Genomic DNA, 19,783 nt, shown 5'->3' on the forward strand with positions numbered 1-19,783 from the left:
CGCGACCATCGTCCCCGGCACCTGGTACGGTCCGCGTGTCACGCCGTGCGATCGGTGCGCTTTTCCAATAATGCACAAGGGTGGTCGCACCCGGACGTGATGACCGGCCGATCCGCCTGCGCTCCAGTGCCATCCGCGCGGGCCGCCCACGATCCTGGTGGCGCGCTCGCGCATTGCTTTTGCTCGACGAAGTTCCAGAGCGACGCTAGGGAAAGTGAGCGAAACATGCAGATGCCTTCCACTAAAAACGGACAGTTTCCCTCGGTCGTGGTCACCAGCCTGGCGGCGACCACGTCCATCGCGGGTGACGTGGATTCCACGTGGAAAGGCTTGCTCAACGGCGACAGCGGTATCGACGTCCTGGAAGACGAGTTCATCGACGAATTCGAGCTGCCGGTCCGCATCGGCGGGCATCTGAAGGTGCCGCCCGCCGCGTATCTGGACGCCGCCGAGGCCCGCAGGCTCGCTTACGTGGAGCAGTTGGCCGTCGTGCTCGGGCGTGAGGTCTGGCGCAACGCGGGCAGCCCCGAGGTGGACACGCGCCGTCTCGGGGTGTCCATCGGCACCGGGCTCGGCGGCGCGGAGGCGATCATCCACGCTCGGGACAAGCTGCACAACGGCGGTTACCGCAAAGTGTCGCCGTACACGGTCCAGGCCGTGATGCCGAACGGCGCGGCGGCCTGCGTCGCGCTGGAGATCGGTGCGCGGGCCGGGGTGACCACGCCGGTCTCGGCCTGTTCCTCCGGTGCGGAGGCGATCGCCAACGCATGGCGGATGATCGTCATGGGCGACGCCGACGTGATGGTCACCGGCGGCGTGGAGGGTTCCATCCAGGCGCTCGCGATCGCGGCGTTCACCATGATGCGCGCCATGAGCACCAGGAACGACGCACCGAAGAGCGCCTCCCGTCCCTTCGACGCCGACCGCGACGGCTTCGTCTTCGGTGAGGCGGGCGCGCTGATGGTGCTGGAGACCGAGGAGCACGCCAAAGCGCGCGGCGCGACCATTCACGCCCGGCTGATGGGCGCGGGCGTCACCTCCGACGGCTTCCATCTGGTCGCGCCGGATCCCGAGGGCACCGGCGCCGCGCGCGCGATGTCGCGGGCGATGCGGACGGCAGGCCTGGCCAAGTCCGATGTCACGCACGTCAACGCGCACGCGACCGCCACTCCCATCGGCGACACGGCGGAGGCGCGTGCGATCGGCGAGGCCGTTGGCACCCATGCGTCGGTCTACGCGCCGAAATCGGCTCTCGGGCATTCCATCGGCGCGGTCGGCGCGCTCGAATCGGTGCTCACGGTACTTACCGTGCGGGACGAAATCATTCCGCCCACATTGAATTTGGACAATCAAGATCCCGAGATCGATCTGGATGTGGTGCACGGCGGAAGCAGGCCGGGCCGTATCGATTACGCCTTGAACAATTCGTTCGGATTCGGCGGGCACAATGTCGCGCTCGCCTTCGGCCGGTACTGAGGGCCAGGTGGCCGGGACACCTGCTAGCCTTCCCGACGCTTCGTTATCGACCTGTGTTCGGTGTCATTGCACGGCCCGAGTGTCTGTGCGCTGGAAAAGGATAAGGCGATGATCGACGAAACTTTCGACGACTATCTGGACGATCAGGGCAATATCGAGATTCGTGGGGACAAGACCCTGATCGACTTCGTCGACAAGCACAGCGTGGAGAACGGCGACGACCTCGCCTACCGCTTCATCGACTACTCCCGGGAGCGGGACGGCGAATACCTCGAGCTCACCTGGCGGCAGTTCGGTGTGCGCCTGCGCGCGGTGGCCGCCCGGCTGCAACAGGTCACGCGCCCTGGCGACCGGGTGGCGATCCTCGCTCCGCAAGGACTCGACTACGTCGTTGCGCTCTTCGCCGCGGTGTACTCGGGGAATATCGCGGTTCCGCTGTTCGATCCGGAGGAGCAGGGCCACACCGACCGGCTGCACGCGGTGCTCGGCGACTGCAAGCCCGCCGCGATCCTCACGGTGGGCTCGGCGGCGAGCGGTGTGCGGAAATTCTTCCGGCACCTGCCGCCGCAGGAGCGTCCGCGGATCATCGCGGTGGAGGCCATCCCGGACAGTGTCGGCGCTTCGTGGGTGCGCCCGGACATCAACATCGACAGCGTCGCCTACCTGCAGTACACCTCGGGTTCCACCCGGACGCCCGCGGGCGTGGAGATCACCCACCGCGCGGTGGGCACGAATCTGCTGCAGATGATCGACGCCATCGGCGTCACCGAGAATTCGCGCGGGGTCACCTGGCTGCCGTTGTTCCACGACATGGGTCTGCTGGCCGTGATCCTGCCGACCGTCGGCGGCGGGTTCATCACCATCATGTCGCCGAGCGCGTTCGTGCGCCGTCCTTATCGCTGGATCAAGGAACTGGCCGCCGCGTCGGACGGCGCCGGAACCTTCGCCGCCGCACCCAACTTCGCGTTCGAGCACGCCGCGGCGCGCGGCAGACCCAAGCCCGGCGAGGAATTGGACCTCTCGAATGTGATCGGGCTGATCAACGGCAGCGAGCCGGTGTCGGTGTCGTCGATGAAGAAGTTCAACGAGGCGTTCGCGCCGTACGGGTTGCCGGAGACGGCGATCAAACCGTGCTACGGCATGGCCGAGGCGACGGTGTTCGTCTCCGCCACCAGGGCCGAGGACAAGGCGAAGGTGGTCTATGTCGATCGGGCCGAGCTGAACGCCGGGCGGATGGTCGAGGTCGCGGCGGACGCGGTCAACGCGATCGCACAGGTGTCCTGTGGATACGTCGCGCGGTCGCAGTGGGCGGTGATCGTGGACCCGGAGCGCGGCACAGAAAGGCGTGACGGCGAGGTCGGCGAGATCTGGTTGCACGGCGAGAACATGGGCACCGGGTATTGGGGCCGTCCCGAGGAGACCGCCGCCACCTTCCGTGCCGAGCTGACCGCTCGGTTGCCCGAGGGCAGTCACGCGGAGGGCACGCCGCAGGACGCCAATTGGATGCGCACCGGCGACTTCGGCGCGTACCTCGACGGCGAGCTGTACATCACCGGACGGGTCAAGGACCTGGTCATCGTGGACGGCCGCAACCACTATCCGCAAGATCTGGAGTTCTCGGCCCAGGAATCGAGCACGGCGTTGCGCCCCGGCTTCGTCGCGGCGTTCTCGGTACCCGCCAACGAACTGCCCGCGCTGGTCTTCGAACAGGGCAGCCAGTCCGGTCTGAGGTTCGATGCCGAGGACACCTCCGAGCAGCTGGTGATCGTCGCGGAGCGCAATGCCCGCGCGGGCAAGCTCGAGCCGGAGCCGGTCGCCGACACGGTGCGTGCCGCGATCGCGCGCCGCCACGGCGTCATGGTCCGTGACGTGCTGCTGGTGCCCGCGGGGTCGATCCCGCGCACCTCCAGCGGCAAGATCGCCCGCCGCGCCTGCCGGGCAGCCTATCTGGAGGGCACGCTGCGCGGCGGCCACCAGCAGCAGGCTTTCCCGGACGCGCCGCAAGAGTGGGAGTCGGAGACCGCGGGCGTCGGCTAGAGCTCGGTCTCGAGGTAGCGGTCGCGATCGGTGACCCGCGGGTATCCGGGAGCCTGGATCCGCGCGACTTGACCTCGAGTTCGCTAGAGGTTGTGAACTGGGCGAATGAGTGCCGAATCCGTCGCCGCGACGAGCCGTGGATGTCCGGCGGCGGCCGGAAAATCGGTTGGTCGACGCGCGTTCCGGTGCGACCCTGAGGTGTCGGACCCTGCTGCGAACATCACCGTGGGTCTCGTTCTCCGCCGCCAGTCACATACCTACAGGGGGAGTCTTGTCTGTCACGCTGGACGTTTCGTCGGCCGAATCGGAGGCCGACAGAACGGAGCGGCCCGCCGCCACGGGCCGCTTGCATTCCCTGCGCCGATTCTGGCCGTACCTGCGTCCGCACGTCCGCATTCTGCTCGCCGCCAGCGGACTGGCGCTGCTGTCCGGCCTGACGGCCGTCGTCATCCCGCTGATGATCGCGCGGATCATCGACGGCCCGGTCGCCCACCGCGATCTCGCGGGCGCGCTCGGGCCGGTGGCCGTGGTCCTGGCGCTCGGCCTGGTCGAGGCCGGTGGCGTGTGGGGACGCCGCTGGCTGATCGCCGCCCCCGCGACGCGTATCGAGATCACGCTGCGCGCCAAGATCTTCCGGAAGCTGCAAGCGTTGTCGATCGGCAGGCACGACGCGTGGGAGTCGGGTCAGCTGCTGTCCCGCGCGATCGAGGACCTGGCCACCATGCGCCGGTTCGTCTCGTTCGCGGGACCGTTCCTGCTCATCCACTGCGTGATCATTCCGGTAGGCCTGCTCGTGCTGATCGGGCTGAGCCCGCAGATCGGGCTGATCTTCGCGGTGATCGCCATTCCGCTGGTGTTCATCTGCATTCGTTTCGAGCGCAGGTACGCGGTGGCCTCGCGGCGTTCGCAGGACCAGTCCGGGGACCTGGCCACCACGGCCGAGGAGTCCGCGCAGGGCGTTCGGGTGCTCAAGGCGTTCGGGCGGGGCGTGTTCTTCGGCCGCCGCTTCACCGCCCAGGCGCAGGTATTGCGGCAGACCGAGCTGCTGAAAGCGCGCCTGGACGCGACATTGTGGTCGAGCATGCTGAGCATTCCGCAACTGGCCATCGCGTTCGCTCTCGGCTACGGCGGGTACGCGGTGGCGCACGGCACGATGACGCTCGGCACCTTGATCGCGGCCATCACGCTGGCGACCTTCCTGCAGTGGCCGATCATCTGGACCGGCTTCCTGCTCGCGGAACTGAACGACGCGCGCACCGCTGCCGACCGATACTGGGAGATCATCGACACCCCGGTCGACATCACCGATCCGGCCGATCCGGTGCGCTTGCCGGACCGCATCCGTGGTGAATTGCGGTTGGAGGCTGTGCGTTTCGCTTTTCCCGACGCGGAGAACGAGGTGCTGCGCGAGGTGTCGTTGCGGGTGCGCCCGGGCGAGACGGTGGCGCTGGTCGGCGCGACGGGAAGCGGCAAGACGGCGCTGCTCAACTTGATCCCGCGCTTGTACGACGTGACGGGCGGTGCGATCACCATCGACGGCATCGACATCGCGGCGATGCGGGTCGCCGACCTGCGATCGCTGGTGTCGGTCGCCTTCGAGGAACCGGTGTTGTTCTCGGCGAGTGTGCGGGAGAACGTCGCGCTCGGCGACCCGTCCGCCACGGACGCCGATGTGCGCCGCGCCCTGGAGGTCGCGCAGGCCACCGCGTTCGTCGACGACCTGCCCTGGGGCTTGGACACCAGGATCGGTGAACAGGGCTTGAGCCTGTCCGGTGGCCAGCGGCAGCGCCTCGCGCTGGCTCGCGCGGTGCTCACCGGCGCGGGCGGAGGCAGGCGCAGCCGGATCATGGTGCTCGACGACCCGCTGTCCGCGCTCGACGTGGAGACCGAGGAGCGAGTGCAGGAACGCCTGCGCACCGTGCTGGCCGACGCGACCACGCTGCTCGTCGCGCACCGTCCGTCCACGGCCGCGCTGGCCGACCGGGTGGCGGTGCTCGCCGACGGCCGGGTCGTCGCGGAGGGCACCCACGATCAATTGCTGCGCACCAGTAAGAGCTACCGCGAACTGATGGGAGGTGAGTAGCTGTGAGTACTACGACCACTGTCTCGGAAGACGAAGCGCCGCAGACTGATCCGACCCGTGCGGAAGGCGCGGCCGACTGGCGCGGCATCGCGGGCGAGGACAAGGAGGTCACCGAGACCGGGAACCTGGTGCTGGCCGGACGCTCCCGGCGGCTGCTGCTCGACCTGGTCAAGCCCTACCGCAAGCTCACCGGCCTCGCGCTGGTGCTCATCGTGCTGGACAACATCGCGAAGGTGTCCGCGCCACTGTTCGTCGCGCACGCGCTGGACACCGGCATCGCGCGCGGTGTCGCGGGCGACTGGGCGCCACTGGCCAGGACCGTGGGCGGCTACGTCGGCTCGATCCTGCTCGGCTCGATCTGTACGTACTCCTTCCTGCGGGTGACCGGCAAGCTCAGCCAGAGCGTGTTGTTCGACCTGCGCGTGCGCGCGTTCACACATGTGCAGCGGCTCAGCGTCGCCTTCCACGAGAAGTACACCTCCGGCAAGGTGGTGGCGCGGCTCACCGGCGACATCGAGACGCTGCAGGAACTGCTGGAGAGTGCGCTCAACCAGGCGCTGAGCGCGATCCTGTCGGTGCTGACCATCGCGGCGCTGCTGATCTACCTGGACCAGGCGCTCGCCGCGATCGTGCTGATCGGATTCGTTCCCCTGGCGCTGGTCACCCGCTGGGCGCAGCGCAGGCAGCGAGCGGGCTACCGGCGAACGCGCGCCGCGATCGCCAAGGTGGTCGTGCAGTTCGTCGAGTCGATGGGCGGCATGCGGGCGGTGCAGGCGTTCCGCCGGGAGCAGCGCAACGAGTCGGTGCTCGCGGTGGAGGACTCCGAATACCGCCAGGCGACCACCGCGGCCATGCGCGGCATGGGCGACTACGCGGGTTTGACCAAACTGCTCGGCAACCTCACCACGGTGACCATCATCGTGGTCGGCGCCTGGCGCGTGATCGAGGGCGATCTCGCGGTCGGCGTGCTCGCGGCCTACTTGCTGTACCTCAACGAGTTCTACGGGCCGCTGGACGAGCTGGCGCAGGTGTTCAACGCCTACCAGTCCGCGGCGGCCGCGTTGGAGAAGATCTCGGGCGTGCTCGAGGAGGAGCCTTCGGTGCCGGAGCCCGGGCGCCCGGTCGCCCTGGCGAAGGCGTCCGGCGCGGTGCGGATGGAGAAGGTGTGGTTCGGCTACGCGGCCGGTTCGACGGCCGACAGCGGCGCATCCGAGAAGTCGGATGCCGTCCGGCTGGACGACGGCGGCCGTCATGCCGGCGCGGTGGGTGATTCGGCGGTCCGGCCGGGCGGCGCCCCGACCGGTGACGAACCGGACCGCCCGTCGGATGTGCGAGGCCTGGCCGCGACCGGCAAGCCGCTGGCCGGTTCGCATGTCCTGCCCGGTGCGTCCACGAGTGTCGGCGGGTGCTCGCCGAGCAGCGCCGTCGCGGCGGAGTCGAACGCGCCTGCCGACGCCCTGCCGGTACCGTCCGCGGATTCGCCGGTGCGGTCGGATCGCCGGACGCGACCGGTGCTGCCGGAGTTCACCTTGGACATCCCGGCCGGGCAGATCATCGCCCTGGTCGGTGCGACCGGTGCGGGCAAGTCGACGCTGGCGAAGCTGCTGACGCGGTTCTACGACCCGTCCGGCGGCGTGGTCACCCTGGACGGCGTCGACCTGCGCCTGCTGTCCGACGCCGATTTGCGCCGCAACGTGGTGATGGTCACCCAGGAGTCCTACCTGTTCTCCGGTTCGGTGGCCGACAACATCCGGTTGGGCAGGCCGGAGGCCACCGACGCGGAGGTGTTCGCGGCGGCCCGCGCGGTCGGCCTGTACGACTTCGTGCAGGCGTTGCCCGAGGGCTTCGGCACCGACGTGCGCAAACGCGGCGGCAGGCTCTCGGCGGGGCAGCGGCAGCTGGTCGCGTTCGCGCGGGTGTTCCTGGCCGATCCCGCCGTGATCGTGCTGGACGAGGCCACGTCGAGCCTGGACATCCCCAGCGAACGGCTGGTGCAGCGGGCGCTGGAGACCGTGCTGCGCGGCCGCACGGCCGTGATCATCGCGCACCGGCTGTCCACGGTGGCGATCGCGGACCGGGTGCTGGTGCTCGAGTCCGGCCGGATCGTCGAGGACGGCGCGCCGGATGCCCTGATCGCGGGGACCGGCCGGTTCGCCGACCTGCACGCGGCGTGGCGGGAGTCGCTCGTGTGATGAGCGGCGGTTCTACGGGCGGGGGCCGGACGTCGCTTACGGTAGATACGTGACGACCCCAGCCTCCGACCCCGAGAGCCCCGCCGCGAACACGCAAGAATCCCGGTGGCCGGCGATCCTCACCTGGCGCGCCCACGACGCGACCCGGATGGAGTCGGTGCGGGTACAGCTCAATGGCAACCGCATCCGCGCCACCGGGCGGATGATCGGCGGCGCCGGCGCCGATCACCCCGCGTTCAGCGCGTCGTACGACCTGGTCACCGACGAGAACGGCGTGACGAAGCGGCTGTCGCTGCGCACCACGACGGCCGCCGGGGAGCGGCACGCCTCCATCGCCCGCGACGAGGAGAACTACTGGCTCGTCGACGCGGGCGGCAACCACGTGCGCTCCACCTTCGCCGGAGCACTCGACGTGGACGTGGTGCTCAGCCCGTTCTTCAACACCCTGCCGATCCGCCGCTACGACCTGCAGCATGCGGTCGAGGACGTCCAGGTCCCCGTGGTCTACGTCCGCCTGCCCGACCTGCTCGTCCAAGAGGCCACGCTGATCTACAGCAGCGCCGCCGACGGCATCAGCGTGCTTTCGCCGGTCTCCAGCGCGACGGTCACGGTGGACGCCGACGGCTTTCTGCTGGAATACCCGGGGCTGGCCGAACGGATCTGACGCGGCACCGCGCGACGGCCCACGAGCTGGCATGCGCGAGTCGAGGCTTTCGTGCCGAGGACCGGGTCGTCGAGCCCCGAGGTTCCAGTGATCGCCGCCGGCGCTCCGGGAACGCACCTGCCACCGAAGGCCGCGCCGGGTCGACACCCGCGGCCGGTCTCTCGGCGCCGCGACTACTGCCCGAGAGGCAGTGTCGTCGGAGCCGCCCAGGCTCGCGCACCTCGACGCGGATGGATCTCCGCCGGAGAAAACGTCGCGAGTTGTTCACCCGCGATCAGCAGCGGCCGGACCGACTCTGGAATGTCGGGGAGGGGACGGTTCTCGCGCGGTCAGTTCAGCCGGGTTATGACCCCACCGCGCTCGCCTGCGGCCCGCAGTTCTTCCAGCCAACCGCGGTCGCCGGGACGAATGTCCGTGATCTCCCAGCGGCGCGCGGATTCATAGCGCTGTCGCGCGTCGTGCCCGGCTTCGACCAGGTCCGCGAGGGATTGCTTGTCGCGCAGGCTGTCGCGCGCCGCGCCGAGCACGGTGAGTGTCTCGTCCAGAACTTCTAGTAGCGCCGCGGAATTCGGTTCGCAGATCGCACGAACCAGGTCGGGCGCCGTGCCCGCGACGCGGGTGCCGTCCCGGAACGACCCGGCCGCGAGACCCAGCGCGAGCTCACCACCGGTGGCGCCCGCCAGGGCCAGTGCCTCGGCGAGCACATGCGGCAGGTGGGAGATGCGGGCCACGGCACGATCGTGTTCCGCGGCCACGACCGGTACCACCACCGAGCCGCAATCCAGCGCCAGGCGCACTACGCGGCTCCACGGGTCGACCCGCGTGCCCTGGTCGACGCCGACCGCCCACACCGTGTCGCGGAACAACGTGGGATCGGTGGCGGCCCAGCCGGATTCGGACGTACCGGCCATCGGATGGCCGCCGACGTACCGCTCGGCGAGTCCGTGTTCGCGTACGGCCGCCGCGACCGGCCCTTTCACGCTCACCACATCGGTGAGCGCGCATTCCGGCGCGTAGTCGGCGATCGCCGAGAGCATGTGGTCCACCGCGGGCATCGGCACCGCGACGACGATCAGCGCGTCGGTCTCCGCGGCGCGCCGCAGCGCGGCAGGTAGGTCTTCGGTGACGTCGAATCCGTCGGCACGGGCGGCCTGCGCACCCACCGCGGAGCGGTTGTATCCCCAGCCGTCGTAGCCCGCGCCTACGGCCGCACGCAACAGCGACCCACCGATCAAACCGGTCCCGAGGACGCACACGGGTGCTTTCTTCGCCGAAGTCACCCGAACAGATTGGCATACGACTTCAACATTTCCGCTCGAGCAGACTACCGTTGCGGCCATGGCAGCACAGCGCTCGGGCACGAACAGGGCGGCGTCGGACGATTACGACGACGTGGAAGGGTTCGCAGTGGCGGTTGTCCGCGAAGAAGGCAAATGGCGGTGCAGTCCGCTGAGCCGGGACGCGCTCACCGATTTGTCCGCCGCGGAAAACGAACTGAAGGCTTTGCGCAGCTCCGGAGCGGTGTTCGGATTGCTCGACATCGACGACGAGTTCTTCATCGTGCTCCGGCCCGCGCCGAGCGGAACCCGGATGCTCGTCTCGGACGCCACGGCCGCGATCGATTACGACATCGCCGCGGACGTCCTAGAGGCGCTGAACGTGGAAATCCCCGATATCGATCCGGATGAATTGGACGACGTGGAGCCGTGGGAAGAGGGCGACCTCGGTGTGCTCGCCGATCTCGGCCTGCCCGAACCGGTGCTGAGCGTCATCCTCGCCGAGACCGATCTCTATCCGGATGAGCAGCTCGGCATGATCGCCGAGCGTCTCGGCTTCGCCGGTGAATTCGCCGCGGTGCTGGACAAACTACCGCGCTGACGTGCGCGTTCTCCCGGACGACCCGTTCTCCGCCGACGCCGATATGGTGCGGGCGGCCATCGCCGCCGCGGCGGCCGCCGGGGAGCGTGACGTACCCGTCGGCGCTGTCGTGTTCGACTCCGCCGGAATGGAACTCGCGCGAGCCGCGAACGCGCGGGAGGCGCTGGGCGATCCGACCGCGCACGCGGAGATCTTGGCGCTGCGTCGCGCCGCCGCGGTCCACGGTGACGGGTGGCGGCTGGAGGGCGCCACGCTCGCCGTGACGCTGGAGCCGTGCACCATGTGCGCTGGTGCCCTGGTGCTCGCGCGGGTGGGCCGTCTGATCTTCGGGGCGTGGGAGCCGAAGACCGGCGCCGTCGGGTCGCTGTGGGACGTGGTGCGTGACCGCCGTCTCAACCACCGGCCGCAGGTACGCGGCGGAGTGCTCGCGGACGAATGCGCGGCGTTGCTCGACGAGTTCTTCCGCACCCAGCGCTGAGCCCACCCACCCCAGGTCTACAGGCGATTTAGTGATCCGGCACCGGTCCGGTATGGTTGTCGGCGGTGGCGTGTCCGAGCGGCCTAAGGAGCACGCCTCGAAAGCGTGTGAGGGGTAACCCCCCTCCGAGGGTTCAAATCCCTCCGCCACCGCCAAAGCCCCTCATCTGTTCGCACAGGTGAGGGGCTTTTTCATCTTCCGCAGGACGAGTCGAAGGAGATTGATTCCGGTGACCGAGCCCGACCACGATTACTGGATGAACCGGGCCATCGAACTCGCGCGCTTGTGCCCGGTGGCGGAGGGCGCGTTCTCGGTGGGTGCGGTGATCGTCGCCGATGGTGCGGAGATCGCCACCGGCTATTCGCGTGAGTCCGATCCCAAGGAGCACGCCGAGGAGGCCGCGCTCCGCAAGGTGGACCCGGCCGATCCCCGGCTGGCGCGTGCCACGATCTACAGCACGCTGGAACCCTGCTCGGAGCGGGGGTCGAAGGATCGGCTGCCGTGCACGGACCGGATATTGCGGGCCGGTATTCCGGTCGTGGTGATCGCGTGGCGCGAGCCGTCGACATTCGTGGCGAACTGCGTGGGCGTGGAGAAACTGCGGCAGGCGGGGGTCACGGTGGTCGAGCTCGCCGACCTCGCCGAGGCGGCGATGTCGATGAACCGGCACCTCGACCTGTCCTGAGCTTCAGTCGTAGTCCCAGTACTGCAGCCAGCGCACCGACGCGAACAGCAGCAGTGTCAGCGCGTAGAGGACGACGACCACCGCCGCCCCGACGATGCTGATCCGGGGGCTCGCGCCGTCGACCGGGTCCAGCCACCGGCGGAACCGGCGTGCGACCGCGGGTGAGAGGAAATAGCTCATCACGCCCACGCTCACGATCTGGCTGAGCCACAACGCCAGCCACGGCTGCGCGCCGAGCCGGTCGAGCACCGGACCGAGGAATCGGGACAGCACCATCACCGTCGGATACAGCACCAGCAGCACCAGCATGGCGGTCTTCCAGGTCGGTGTCATCCTGGTCTCGCCGTCGACCGTGCGGACGGTAGATCCGAACGGCGTGGTGTGCGCGTCCACGGTGAAGTCCTCGGTCAGCTTCGAACGCAATTCCGGTAGCGCGGCGGCGCGTTCGTCCGAGCTCAGCCATTCCGTCAACTGCCGTTGTGTCCGGAATCGGAGCACCGAGAACCAGCGGCCGCCGTCCGCCGGGAAAAGGGCGGCGCCCTCGAATCCCGGAAATCTCGAACTCGCCGCGACGAGCTGCGCCTCGGTCGCCTCGAATTCGAATTCCTTGTCGCGTGCGACACTGTGCCGGAACACGCAGACGCCCGGCGGCGGCGACTCTCCCTCGACGATGATCAGATCGGCGCTCTTGCAATGGAAGCCGCGCGCTTCACCGTCGGCGACGGTGGCTGCCCGTTCGGCCGAGTCCAGGAATTCGTGCAGCAATGGCTCGGATCGGAATGTGACGCTGAATCCCGGTTCGAGCATCGGGCTCTCGGTCACCGCGACGGAGGAATGCGTGAACCCGTGCATCGCGCGGGCGATTTCGGTCAGCCGCGCCAGCCAGTCCCGGAAGGCCGCGTCGTTCGCCGGTCGGTGAAAGACCGTTACGACGGTCGCCGCGGCATTCATCGGCGCTACACGACGTCGACGCGACGGCCCCGCACGTAGACCTCGGTGATCGCGGGCTCTCGGATACCCATCAGCAAGGCGAACAGTGTCTGATCCCGGGCCAGTGCGGGGTCGTCGGAGCGAACGCCGTATGCCAGCGTGCTTTCCAGCGCTGGAACACGCGCCGGTTCGACCACGATGAAGTCGGCTTCCTTACCGACGTCGAAATTCCCGAAACGGTCCTCCATATCCAAGGCACGCGCACCGGCCAGCGTGCCGGTGAAGAGCATTTCCGCGGGATGCATCGACACGCCCTGCTCGCCCGGCTCGGAGATGTGCACTTTGAACGCGGCGGAAAGTACCTGTGGAATAAGCCATTCGTCGCCACCGCCGTAATCGGTGCCCGCGGCTACCGTGACGCCGGAGGCGAGCGTCCGCTTCCACGGCATCGTGCCGGAACCGAGGAACTGCTGCGATACCGGGCAGTGCGCGACCGACGTGCCGGTTTCGGCCATCCGCCGCAGTTCGTCGTCCTGGCAGTGCACGCAGTGGGCGAGAATGGTGCGCTTGCCGAGCATGCTCTTGCCGCCCACCGCTGACCCGGGCAGGAACTTCCCGTCGTAGGTGTCCAGATAGGTCGCCACGTCGTACGCCTGCTTGGTGGCATCGACTTCGCCGGTGCCAGGGCGGTTGTTCTCGTTGAGGTGACTGTGGAAATAGACGCCGCGTTCGCGTACCGAATCATAGAGATCGCCCAGGTTTTTCAGCGTCGTGCGAGTAACCGCCAGCGAGAATCGCGGCACGACCGCCACGTGCAGTAGCGCCGTGTCCACGTCACCGGTGTCGGCGGCATGCCATTTGTCGATCTCTTCGCTCGTCAATCGGATGGCGTCGTCTTCGGTGGTGATCAGCGGCGCCGCCGCATCCGCTCCGGTCGTTTGGATTCCCCGGCCTGCGACAATCCGCAGACCACGCCGCCGGGTCTCGGTGAACAGGGCGTCCTGCGCATGCGGGAACGCCGAGCCGAAGACCATCGCCGCCGTGGTCCCCGCTGCGATGCGCCGTGCACAGAACTCGGTGGCCGCCGATAGCGCGAATTCTGGATCGGCATAACGGGATTCCGCGGGGTACATACATAATTCGAGCCACTCCAGCAGTTGGCCGCCGCCGTAGGCATCGCCCGCGAAGGTCTGTGGGAAGTGGATATGCGTGTCGACGAATCCGGGAAGCAGGAATCCTGGACGATGATCGAACACTTCTCCGGCGCGGTGCTCGGCCGGGATATCGGAGCGCGGTCCGCAGAATACTATCCGGCCGCTTTCCCCGATTATCAGCGCACCGTCCGGCAGATCGGCCAACGCGTCGGCCGCATCGCCGGCTGCGGGACTTCCGGCGATGTGGAAAATGTGCCCCAAGTGGACTTGGCTCACCATTCGAGGAAAACACACATGGATCCGGCATGCGAGCGGATCGGGTGAAATGCGGTCAGACGCCGCGCGAGAAGAATGTCACCGGAGGCGGCATACGGTAGCCGGCGAGTTTGATGAATCGGGCGCTCACGCCGCGCTGCGCGTCCTCCAGCGGGCCCGCTCCGACCGTGTTCATCATCCGGTTGATCACGTTGAAGCAGGTGCCGACCCAGACGGCCTCGTCGAACGCTTCCCGGGAGACGCCCGCCAGCCGGACCAGCGCGGCGTCCTCGGCGGTCAACCCGCCCGGGTCACGAGCCATCTTCGCGAGGAAGGCCAGCATCGCGCGCGCCTCGGGACGCAGCGGAGAGTCCGCGCCGCCGGCCAAGGCGCGGGTCACCACGTCGGCGTCGACGTAGGCGCCCGCGATCGCCTCGTGCGAGGTGGCGCAGAACGGGCACTCGTTGGCCTGCGAGGTATGCGTCGCGAAGATCTCCCGTTCGGCGACGGTCCAGTACGACGGTCCGCGCATGATGTCCTGGATCAGCTCCGACAGCGGCGACCCGAAGAACCTGTGCCGGTAGAACAACACTTTGAGCACGGCGGGAACCTCCACGCCGCTGAACCGCCGCATGGTCCACAACACGAGTTTGGTCGGCCGGTCGTGACCGGAACGCACTGCCTCCAGCCACATCTCAGTACCCCTCCCAAGCCAGGCGCGCGGCACGCAGGCGCCGGTCGGCCGCGCCGTAGGCGGCGACCGCGGTCGCCTCGAAGATCTCGTCGTCGGTGTGCCCGGCCGTTTTGAGCGCCGTGATCTCCTGCTCGGTGACCCGATAGGAGCGGTCGGCCACCAGGTCCGCGAACGTGGCGAGTTCAGCGGGAACGTCCTGGCCGGAGTCGGCTGTCCCGGCGGCTCTGGTTCTCAGCGCCCGGCGGACCCTGCTCGACAGCCGCGCCGGGGCGGACTCGAGATGCTCGCCGAACAGCTGCCATTTCTCATTCATCGAGCCGCGCATGGGCCTCATTCTGTCCGACGACGGTCACCTTCGCTGAGAATCACGGGCGCGCAGCGCTACTCGTTACCGACCCTGCGCAATACGACCTTGCGACCGGCCAGGTCGACACCGATCAGCGGCGGTGCCCCCTGGTCCTGCTCGTCGCGCAACATCGACACCGATTCGCGATGGTCGAGCTCCATGCGTTTGGTCGAGTAGAACAGCGCGGTGAATTCGTCGGTGAACGTGCCGGAGATCGGTGTGCGGCGGCGCCTGCGGCGCTTGTTCACGGTCAACTCGTAGACGGCCACCAGCACGAGCAGGATCACCCAGCCTGGAATCGTCCACTGGAACAGCGCCGCCATGCCACCGAAGGTACCAGCCGGCAGTCCCGTAGAACCGGAGTGAAAATTGTCCTTTTCATGAGGGGTAACCGACGTGATCGCGGGTATACGCCCGATACGCAAGTGCGGGGAAGGACGCGATGCCAGATGCGCCGTCGGACAATCCGCGCGGGAACGATGCGCGAGAGAAACATGAGAATCGGAAGTGTAATCGTCTTGATCTGGTTGCTGATCGGCGTGGTCGCCGCAGCACAACGGCACTATTTCGACAGCGGGCCGGTCAACTGCGCCGGTTTCGGCACCATCGCCGTAACGGTGATCGCGGGACCGCTCAACTACATGGGCGTCAACCCGAAGGTCGCGGATTGCAATGTCCCGCAACCGAGCCCGTAGTTCGATCGAGTAACCGCGGACGGCCGGGTGGGTATGCCGCCCGGCTGTCCGTTTTTCGTCTGCGCGGGCCGTGAACCAAACATTTGCTGAGACGCGACTCGATCCACACTACCTCGGGCTGATTGGGTAACTGTCGGTGTGGCCGGGTATCCCCCCTCGACGGGGAGCACGGAAGGAACCGAGGAGATGCGTGATTACGGGCGTCGTGAGCGTGATTACGAACGTCGTGCGCGTGCCGGCCGCGGCCCGGGCATAGGCTCCCGGGTGCTCGGGTTCCTGCTGCTGGCCTGGCTGGCGATCGGCCTGCTCGCGGCCGGGCAGCGGCACTATTTCGACAGCGGGCCGCCGTTGAACTGCGCCGGTTGGGGCACGATCGGTCTCACCGCCCTCGCGGGCCCGCTCAACTATGTCGGCGTCGATCCGAAGGTCGGCGACTGCGAACTGCCGCAACCGAGCCGGTGAAACGCACTCGGCCCCGCATCCGGACTCCGGATGCGGGGCCGAGCCATGGCCTTCGGATCAGCTGACGCCGACCGGCACCTTCGCCGTCTCGGCGGAACGCCGCTGCAGCTCACGCAGCTTCGTACCCTCGACGTCGATATCGGGCAGGATGCGGTCGAGCCACTTCGGCATCCACCACGACCACTTGCCCATCAGCACCAGCAGCGACGGAATCAGCACCATGCGGACGATGAACGCGTCCAGCAGCACGCCAACCGCCAGGGCGAAACCGAACGACTTCGCGGTCACGTCGGTCTCCAGCAGGAACGAGCCGAACACCGAGATCATGATGATCGCCGCCGAGGTCACCACGCGCGCGCCGTGGTGGTAGCCGGCGACCACCGCGTCCCTGGCCGACCTGCCGTGCACGAACTCCTCGCGCATCCGGGTCACCAGGAAGACCTGGTAGTCCATCGCGAGGCCGAACACCAAGCCGATCAGCATGATCGGCATGAAGCTGACCAGCGGATGCGGGTCCTCGATCAGGCCGAGCTTGCCCTCCTGGAAGATCAGCACGGTCGCGCCGAAGGTCGCGGCCATCGACAGCAGGAACCCGAGCGCCGCCGTGAGCGGCACCAGGATCGACCGGAACACCAGGATCAGCAGGACGAACGCCGCGCCCGCCACGATCGCCAGGTAGGGCACGATCTTGCTGAGCAGCACGTGGTCCACGTCGGCGAAGATCGCCGTGGTGCCGGTGATGCCGTACTCGATGCCGTACTCGGCCTTCAGCTGGCCCTCGGCCTCCCTGGCGTCGCGCACCAGATCCTTGGTGGCCTGGTTGTTGGGCCCGGACTTGGGCACGCCGTTCAGCAGCGCGCCCTGCTGGTCCTGGCTCCACTGCGGCTCGGTCACGTAGTCCATGTCGGGGTAGGACGCGAGCTTGTCGCGCAGCGCCTTCACCGCGGCGTCCCGGTTCTCGGCGGGGACGGCGCTCAGGTCGGCGGCCACGTTCAGCACGCCGTTGCTGCCCTCGCCGAAGCCTTCGGTCCGCAGCTCGTAGGCCTTCCGGATGGTGGAGGTCTTCGGCATGCTGTCCTCGCCGGGCAGGCCCAGGTTCAAGCCGGCCGCGGGGGCGGCGAGCGCGCCGAGCACCACGACGCTCAGGATCAGCGCGACCCACGGCGCGCGGCCGATCAGGCGGCCGAAACGCATGCCGTTGGTGACCGAGTTCTCGTCCTCGGGATCGTGCTGTGCGACCACCGGCAGCTTCGGCTTGAACAGGAACCGGCCGAACGCGCCGAGCAGCGCAGGCATCAGCGTGATCGCCGTGAGCACCGCGAAACCGGCGGCGATGGCCCCGCCCAGACCCATGAACGTCATGAACTCGACACCGACGATGCTCAGGCCCGCCAGCGCGATGATGACGGTCAGACCGGCGAACACGACGGCGGAACCGGCCGTACCGAGCGCGGTGCCGGCGGCCTCTTCCGGCGAATCCTGCACCGCGAGTTCATGCTTGTACCTGGACACGATGAACAGCGCGTAGTCGATGGACAGCGCGATGCCGATCATCGAGGCGAGGAAGGTGGTGAAGCTGGGGATCTCGATCACCGAGGTGCCGAGCATGATCAGCGAGGTGGCCGCGCCGAGGCCGATGATCGCGGTGACGATCGGCACGAACGCCGCGACGATGGCGCCGAACGCCACGACCATCACGACCAGCGCGACGGCCATGCCGATCATCTCGGACTTGCCGCTGGGCGCTTCCTGCTTCTGCGCGATCGAACCGCTCATCTCGACCGTCAGCCCGGCGTTGCGCGCGTCGGCGGCCACGTCGTAGGCCGTTTCCCGCTGGGCGTCGGTCACGTCGGTGACCTTCGCGATCGTGAACGGGACATTGATCACAGCCACGGTCGCGGGCGCGGTCTTGCTCAGCACGTTCAGCGGGGCGGCGCTGCACTGCGCGGGATCGGGATTGCTCAGGCAGCCCATCTTCTCGGTCGCCTCGACCGGGTTGGTGATGGGTTTGCCGTGGTCGACGATGTCGAGCCGGCCGAGTTTGGCGATGAACGCGTCCAGCGCCGCACGGTTCGCCGGATCGGTCAGCGTCTGACCCTCCGGCGCGGCGGCGACGTAGGTGCCGGTGACCGCGTCGAACTTGTACGCGGCGGAGGCGCCGGGGAAGTGTTTGTCGAGGATTTCGTTGGCACGCTCCGAGGGCAGGTTGGGCATGCTGAAGTCGTTGCTCATCGGCTTGCTGAGCTGCGCGCCCAAGCCACCGAGGAGCACGAACAAGACGAGCCAGACGGGAAGCACTATCCATTTCCGGCGGAAGGCGAACTTCCCCCATCTGTACAGGTAAACGGACACGACTGGTTACTCCTAGCGATGACTGGGATCGTGCTGGTTCTGCGTGTAGACAGCACTCGCGGAGGTGCCCTGCCTGCCTCCGCCTCCACTGACGCTTTCTGCCTACCGTGCGGTAGGTAGACTACCCAGGAGCTAAGCGGAGGTACAACCTCAATTTTACGGGTGATCTTCGCTCGATGCGAAGGTGATGAGAGGATCGTCGAATGGCCGTGCGTGACGCACCCGGCGCTGTCGCCGCAGGTGGAAGCACTAAAATCGCGATTCGGGACGCCGCGGTAAAGCTGTTCGGAGCCAAAGGATTCGAGCAGACGAGCCTGCGCGAGGTCGCGGATGCGGTAGGAATCACAAAGGCGTCGCTCTACTATCACTACGCGTCGAAGCTCGATCTGCTACTGGCGATCATCGATCCGATCGTCGATCTCATGCGTTCGGTGGTGGACGATCTCGACCGGGTGCCGCACGATGCCGAAGGCATCCGCCAGGTGCTGCGGACGTATCTGCGCGGTCTGATCCATCACCGTGACGCCGGGGCGCTGGTCGTGCGCGACACGGTCGCGATCATCAACGCCATGGCCGACCGCTACCCCGATCTGATGAACACCAGCAAGGCGCTGCGCGAGTGGCTGGCCGGACCGGACGCCACCGAGGAGGCGCACCTGCGCGCCTGCGCCGCGCTCGAGGTGATCGGTGTTGCGCTGGTGTCCAAGGAACTCGTGCCTGGTGCGGACGACTCGCTGGTGGAATCGTCACTGCTGGACGCCGCGACCTGTGTGCTCGCGGGCGGCGGCGCCGCGTAGATTCGAGCCATCCCCTCGACGCCAGGAGTCGCTGCTGTGCACATCACCGCGAAGGTCGATTACGCGGTGCGAACGCTGCTCGAGATCGCCAGTGCGCCGCGGCTGGACCAGTCGGCGGTCGGACTCGGCGCACCCCTTGTGCAGGCCGCGCCGGTGGTCAAGGCCGAAGCGATCGCCACCGCCCAGCGGATTCCGCCCAAGGTGCTCGAGTCCGTGCTCGGCGAACTGCGCCGCGCGGAACTCGTGATCAGCAGGCGCGGCCCGGACGGCGGCTACTGGCTGGCCAGGCCGGCCGCCGACATCTCCATCGCCGACGTGATCCGCGCGATCGAGGGCCCGCTCGCGTCGGTGCGCGGCGCGCGGCCGGAGGACGTCCGCTATGCCGGTGCGGCCGAGCCGTTGCAGCGGGTGTGGATCGCGCTGCGGGTCAATATTCGCGCGGTGCTGGAGAACGTCACCATCGCCGACATCGCGAGCAACCGGCTGCCCGGATTCGTCGAAACGCTCACCGAAGACCCAGGCGCCTGGGCGCGCCGCTAGCTCCGCAGACCCCGACGGGAGAGCATTCATGCAGGTCAGAAATCTTCACGACGTATCGCGCCGAC

General features: G+C 68.0%; 20 protein-coding genes and 1 tRNA gene. 14 read left to right on the forward strand and 7 right to left on the reverse strand.

Annotation, left to right across the window (positions count from 1 at the left end; genetic code table 11):
• Nucleotides 1–225: 225 nt before the first annotated feature.
• The 5 genes from ACL03I_RS28270 (at nucleotide 226) to ACL03I_RS28290 (ending at nucleotide 8,452) form a co-directional block, all read left to right on the forward strand.
• Nucleotides 226–1,476, forward strand: coding sequence for a KasA/KasB family beta-ketoacyl-ACP synthase (locus ACL03I_RS28270; protein WP_355073040.1), 1,251 nt, complete (start codon nucleotides 226–228; stop codon nucleotides 1,474–1,476).
• A 108-nt stretch (nucleotides 1,477–1,584) separates the two neighbouring features.
• Nucleotides 1,585–3,513, forward strand: a complete 1,929-nt coding sequence (fadD32, locus tag ACL03I_RS28275) for a long-chain-fatty-acid--AMP ligase FadD32 (RefSeq protein ID WP_397280740.1) — start codon at nucleotides 1,585–1,587, stop codon at nucleotides 3,511–3,513.
• A gap of 271 nt (nucleotides 3,514–3,784) precedes the next feature.
• A complete protein-coding gene (locus ACL03I_RS28280) occupies nucleotides 3,785–5,596 on the forward strand; it encodes an ABC transporter ATP-binding protein (RefSeq protein WP_412807373.1) in 1,812 nt (603 codons plus the stop codon).
• 2 nt (nucleotides 5,597–5,598) lie between these two features.
• Nucleotides 5,599–7,788: an ABC transporter ATP-binding protein gene (locus tag ACL03I_RS28285; protein WP_412807374.1), complete on the forward strand. Its 2,190-nt coding sequence runs from the start codon at nucleotides 5,599–5,601 to the stop codon at nucleotides 7,786–7,788.
• 49 nt (nucleotides 7,789–7,837) lie between these two features.
• Nucleotides 7,838–8,452 (forward strand): putative glycolipid-binding domain-containing protein, encoded by a 615-nt coding sequence (locus tag ACL03I_RS28290; protein ID WP_412807375.1) that lies wholly within the window; start codon nucleotides 7,838–7,840, stop codon nucleotides 8,450–8,452.
• A gap of 329 nt (nucleotides 8,453–8,781) precedes the next feature.
• Here ACL03I_RS28290 and ACL03I_RS28295 read toward each other — a convergent pair whose 3' ends face one another.
• Entirely contained in the window at nucleotides 8,782–9,732 is a 951-nt protein-coding gene (locus tag ACL03I_RS28295; protein ID WP_412807376.1) for a prephenate dehydrogenase, read from the reverse strand.
• Between the two features lie 58 nt (nucleotides 9,733–9,790).
• Between ACL03I_RS28295 and ACL03I_RS28300 the strand changes: the two genes are divergently transcribed.
• The 4 genes from ACL03I_RS28300 to ACL03I_RS28315 all read left to right on the forward strand — a co-directional run bounded on the left by ACL03I_RS28300 (nucleotide 9,791) and on the right by ACL03I_RS28315 (nucleotide 11,493).
• The gene (locus ACL03I_RS28300; RefSeq protein ID WP_355073031.1) at nucleotides 9,791–10,330 is read left to right on the forward strand and encodes a tRNA adenosine deaminase-associated protein; all 540 of its coding nucleotides are present in this window, start codon (nucleotides 9,791–9,793) and stop codon (nucleotides 10,328–10,330) included.
• Nucleotides 10,331–10,373: 43 nt separating this feature from the next.
• Nucleotides 10,374–10,808, forward strand: coding sequence for a nucleoside deaminase (locus tag ACL03I_RS28305; RefSeq protein ID WP_356963511.1), 435 nt, complete (start codon nucleotides 10,374–10,376; stop codon nucleotides 10,806–10,808).
• A gap of 64 nt (nucleotides 10,809–10,872) precedes the next feature.
• Nucleotides 10,873–10,963 (forward strand) — tRNA-Ser (locus ACL03I_RS28310).
• 74 nt (nucleotides 10,964–11,037) lie between these two features.
• Nucleotides 11,038–11,493, forward strand: a complete 456-nt coding sequence (locus ACL03I_RS28315; protein ID WP_412807377.1) for a deaminase — start codon at nucleotides 11,038–11,040, stop codon at nucleotides 11,491–11,493.
• A 3-nt stretch (nucleotides 11,494–11,496) separates the two neighbouring features.
• On the opposite strand, the gene ACL03I_RS28320 is transcribed toward ACL03I_RS28315, so the two are convergent.
• Both ACL03I_RS28320 and ACL03I_RS28325 read right to left on the reverse strand, forming a co-directional pair.
• On the reverse strand, nucleotides 11,497–12,444 hold the full coding sequence (locus ACL03I_RS28320) for an antibiotic biosynthesis monooxygenase (protein ID WP_412807378.1): 948 nt from the start codon (nucleotides 12,442–12,444) through the stop codon (nucleotides 11,497–11,499).
• 5 nt (nucleotides 12,445–12,449) lie between these two features.
• Complete coding sequence (locus tag ACL03I_RS28325) at nucleotides 12,450–13,679, reverse strand: amidohydrolase family protein (RefSeq protein ID WP_412807379.1); 1,230 nt, start codon at nucleotides 13,677–13,679, stop codon at nucleotides 12,450–12,452.
• On the opposite strand from ACL03I_RS28325, the gene ACL03I_RS28330 reads away from it, so the two are divergent.
• Complete coding sequence (locus ACL03I_RS28330; protein ID WP_355073023.1) at nucleotides 13,668–13,901, forward strand: hypothetical protein; 234 nt, start codon at nucleotides 13,668–13,670, stop codon at nucleotides 13,899–13,901. The genes ACL03I_RS28325 and ACL03I_RS28330 overlap by 12 nt on opposite strands.
• A 7-nt stretch (nucleotides 13,902–13,908) precedes the next feature.
• Here ACL03I_RS28330 and ACL03I_RS28335 read toward each other — a convergent pair whose 3' ends face one another.
• The 3 genes from ACL03I_RS28335 to ACL03I_RS28345 are packed head-to-tail and all read right to left on the reverse strand — an operon-like array spanning nucleotide 13,909 to nucleotide 15,195.
• Entirely contained in the window at nucleotides 13,909–14,526 is a 618-nt protein-coding gene (locus ACL03I_RS28335) for a carboxymuconolactone decarboxylase family protein (RefSeq protein WP_412807380.1), read from the reverse strand.
• A 1-nt stretch (nucleotide 14,527) separates the two neighbouring features.
• Nucleotides 14,528–14,851 (reverse strand): hypothetical protein, encoded by a 324-nt coding sequence (locus ACL03I_RS28340; protein WP_412807381.1) that lies wholly within the window; start codon nucleotides 14,849–14,851, stop codon nucleotides 14,528–14,530.
• Nucleotides 14,852–14,907: 56 nt separating this feature from the next.
• Entirely contained in the window at nucleotides 14,908–15,195 is a 288-nt protein-coding gene (locus ACL03I_RS28345; RefSeq protein WP_355073018.1) for a DUF6191 domain-containing protein, read from the reverse strand.
• A gap of 171 nt (nucleotides 15,196–15,366) precedes the next feature.
• On the opposite strand from ACL03I_RS28345, the gene ACL03I_RS28350 reads away from it, so the two are divergent.
• Complete coding sequence (locus tag ACL03I_RS28350) at nucleotides 15,367–15,567, forward strand: hypothetical protein (protein WP_039794406.1); 201 nt, start codon at nucleotides 15,367–15,369, stop codon at nucleotides 15,565–15,567.
• Nucleotides 15,568–15,831: 264 nt separating this feature from the next.
• Complete coding sequence (locus tag ACL03I_RS28355) at nucleotides 15,832–16,029, forward strand: hypothetical protein (RefSeq protein ID WP_452428788.1); 198 nt, start codon at nucleotides 15,832–15,834, stop codon at nucleotides 16,027–16,029.
• Nucleotides 16,030–16,086: 57 nt separating this feature from the next.
• Here the strand turns inward: ACL03I_RS28355 and ACL03I_RS28360 are convergent, their stop codons facing one another.
• Nucleotides 16,087–18,381: an MMPL family transporter gene (locus ACL03I_RS28360; protein ID WP_355073014.1), complete on the reverse strand. Its 2,295-nt coding sequence runs from the start codon at nucleotides 18,379–18,381 to the stop codon at nucleotides 16,087–16,089.
• A gap of 203 nt (nucleotides 18,382–18,584) precedes the next feature.
• On the opposite strand from ACL03I_RS28360, the gene ACL03I_RS28365 reads away from it, so the two are divergent.
• Nucleotides 18,585–19,178, forward strand: coding sequence for a TetR/AcrR family transcriptional regulator (locus ACL03I_RS28365; RefSeq protein WP_355073012.1), 594 nt, complete (start codon nucleotides 18,585–18,587; stop codon nucleotides 19,176–19,178).
• 36 nt (nucleotides 19,179–19,214) lie between these two features.
• Complete coding sequence (locus ACL03I_RS28370; RefSeq protein WP_355073010.1) at nucleotides 19,215–19,718, forward strand: RrF2 family transcriptional regulator; 504 nt, start codon at nucleotides 19,215–19,217, stop codon at nucleotides 19,716–19,718.
• Nucleotides 19,719–19,783 lie beyond the last annotated feature (65 nt).

Origin of the sequence: Nocardia sichangensis (genome assembly GCF_047200615.1) — a bacterium.
Lineage (GTDB): Bacteria > Actinomycetota > Actinomycetes > Mycobacteriales > Mycobacteriaceae > Nocardia > Nocardia sichangensis.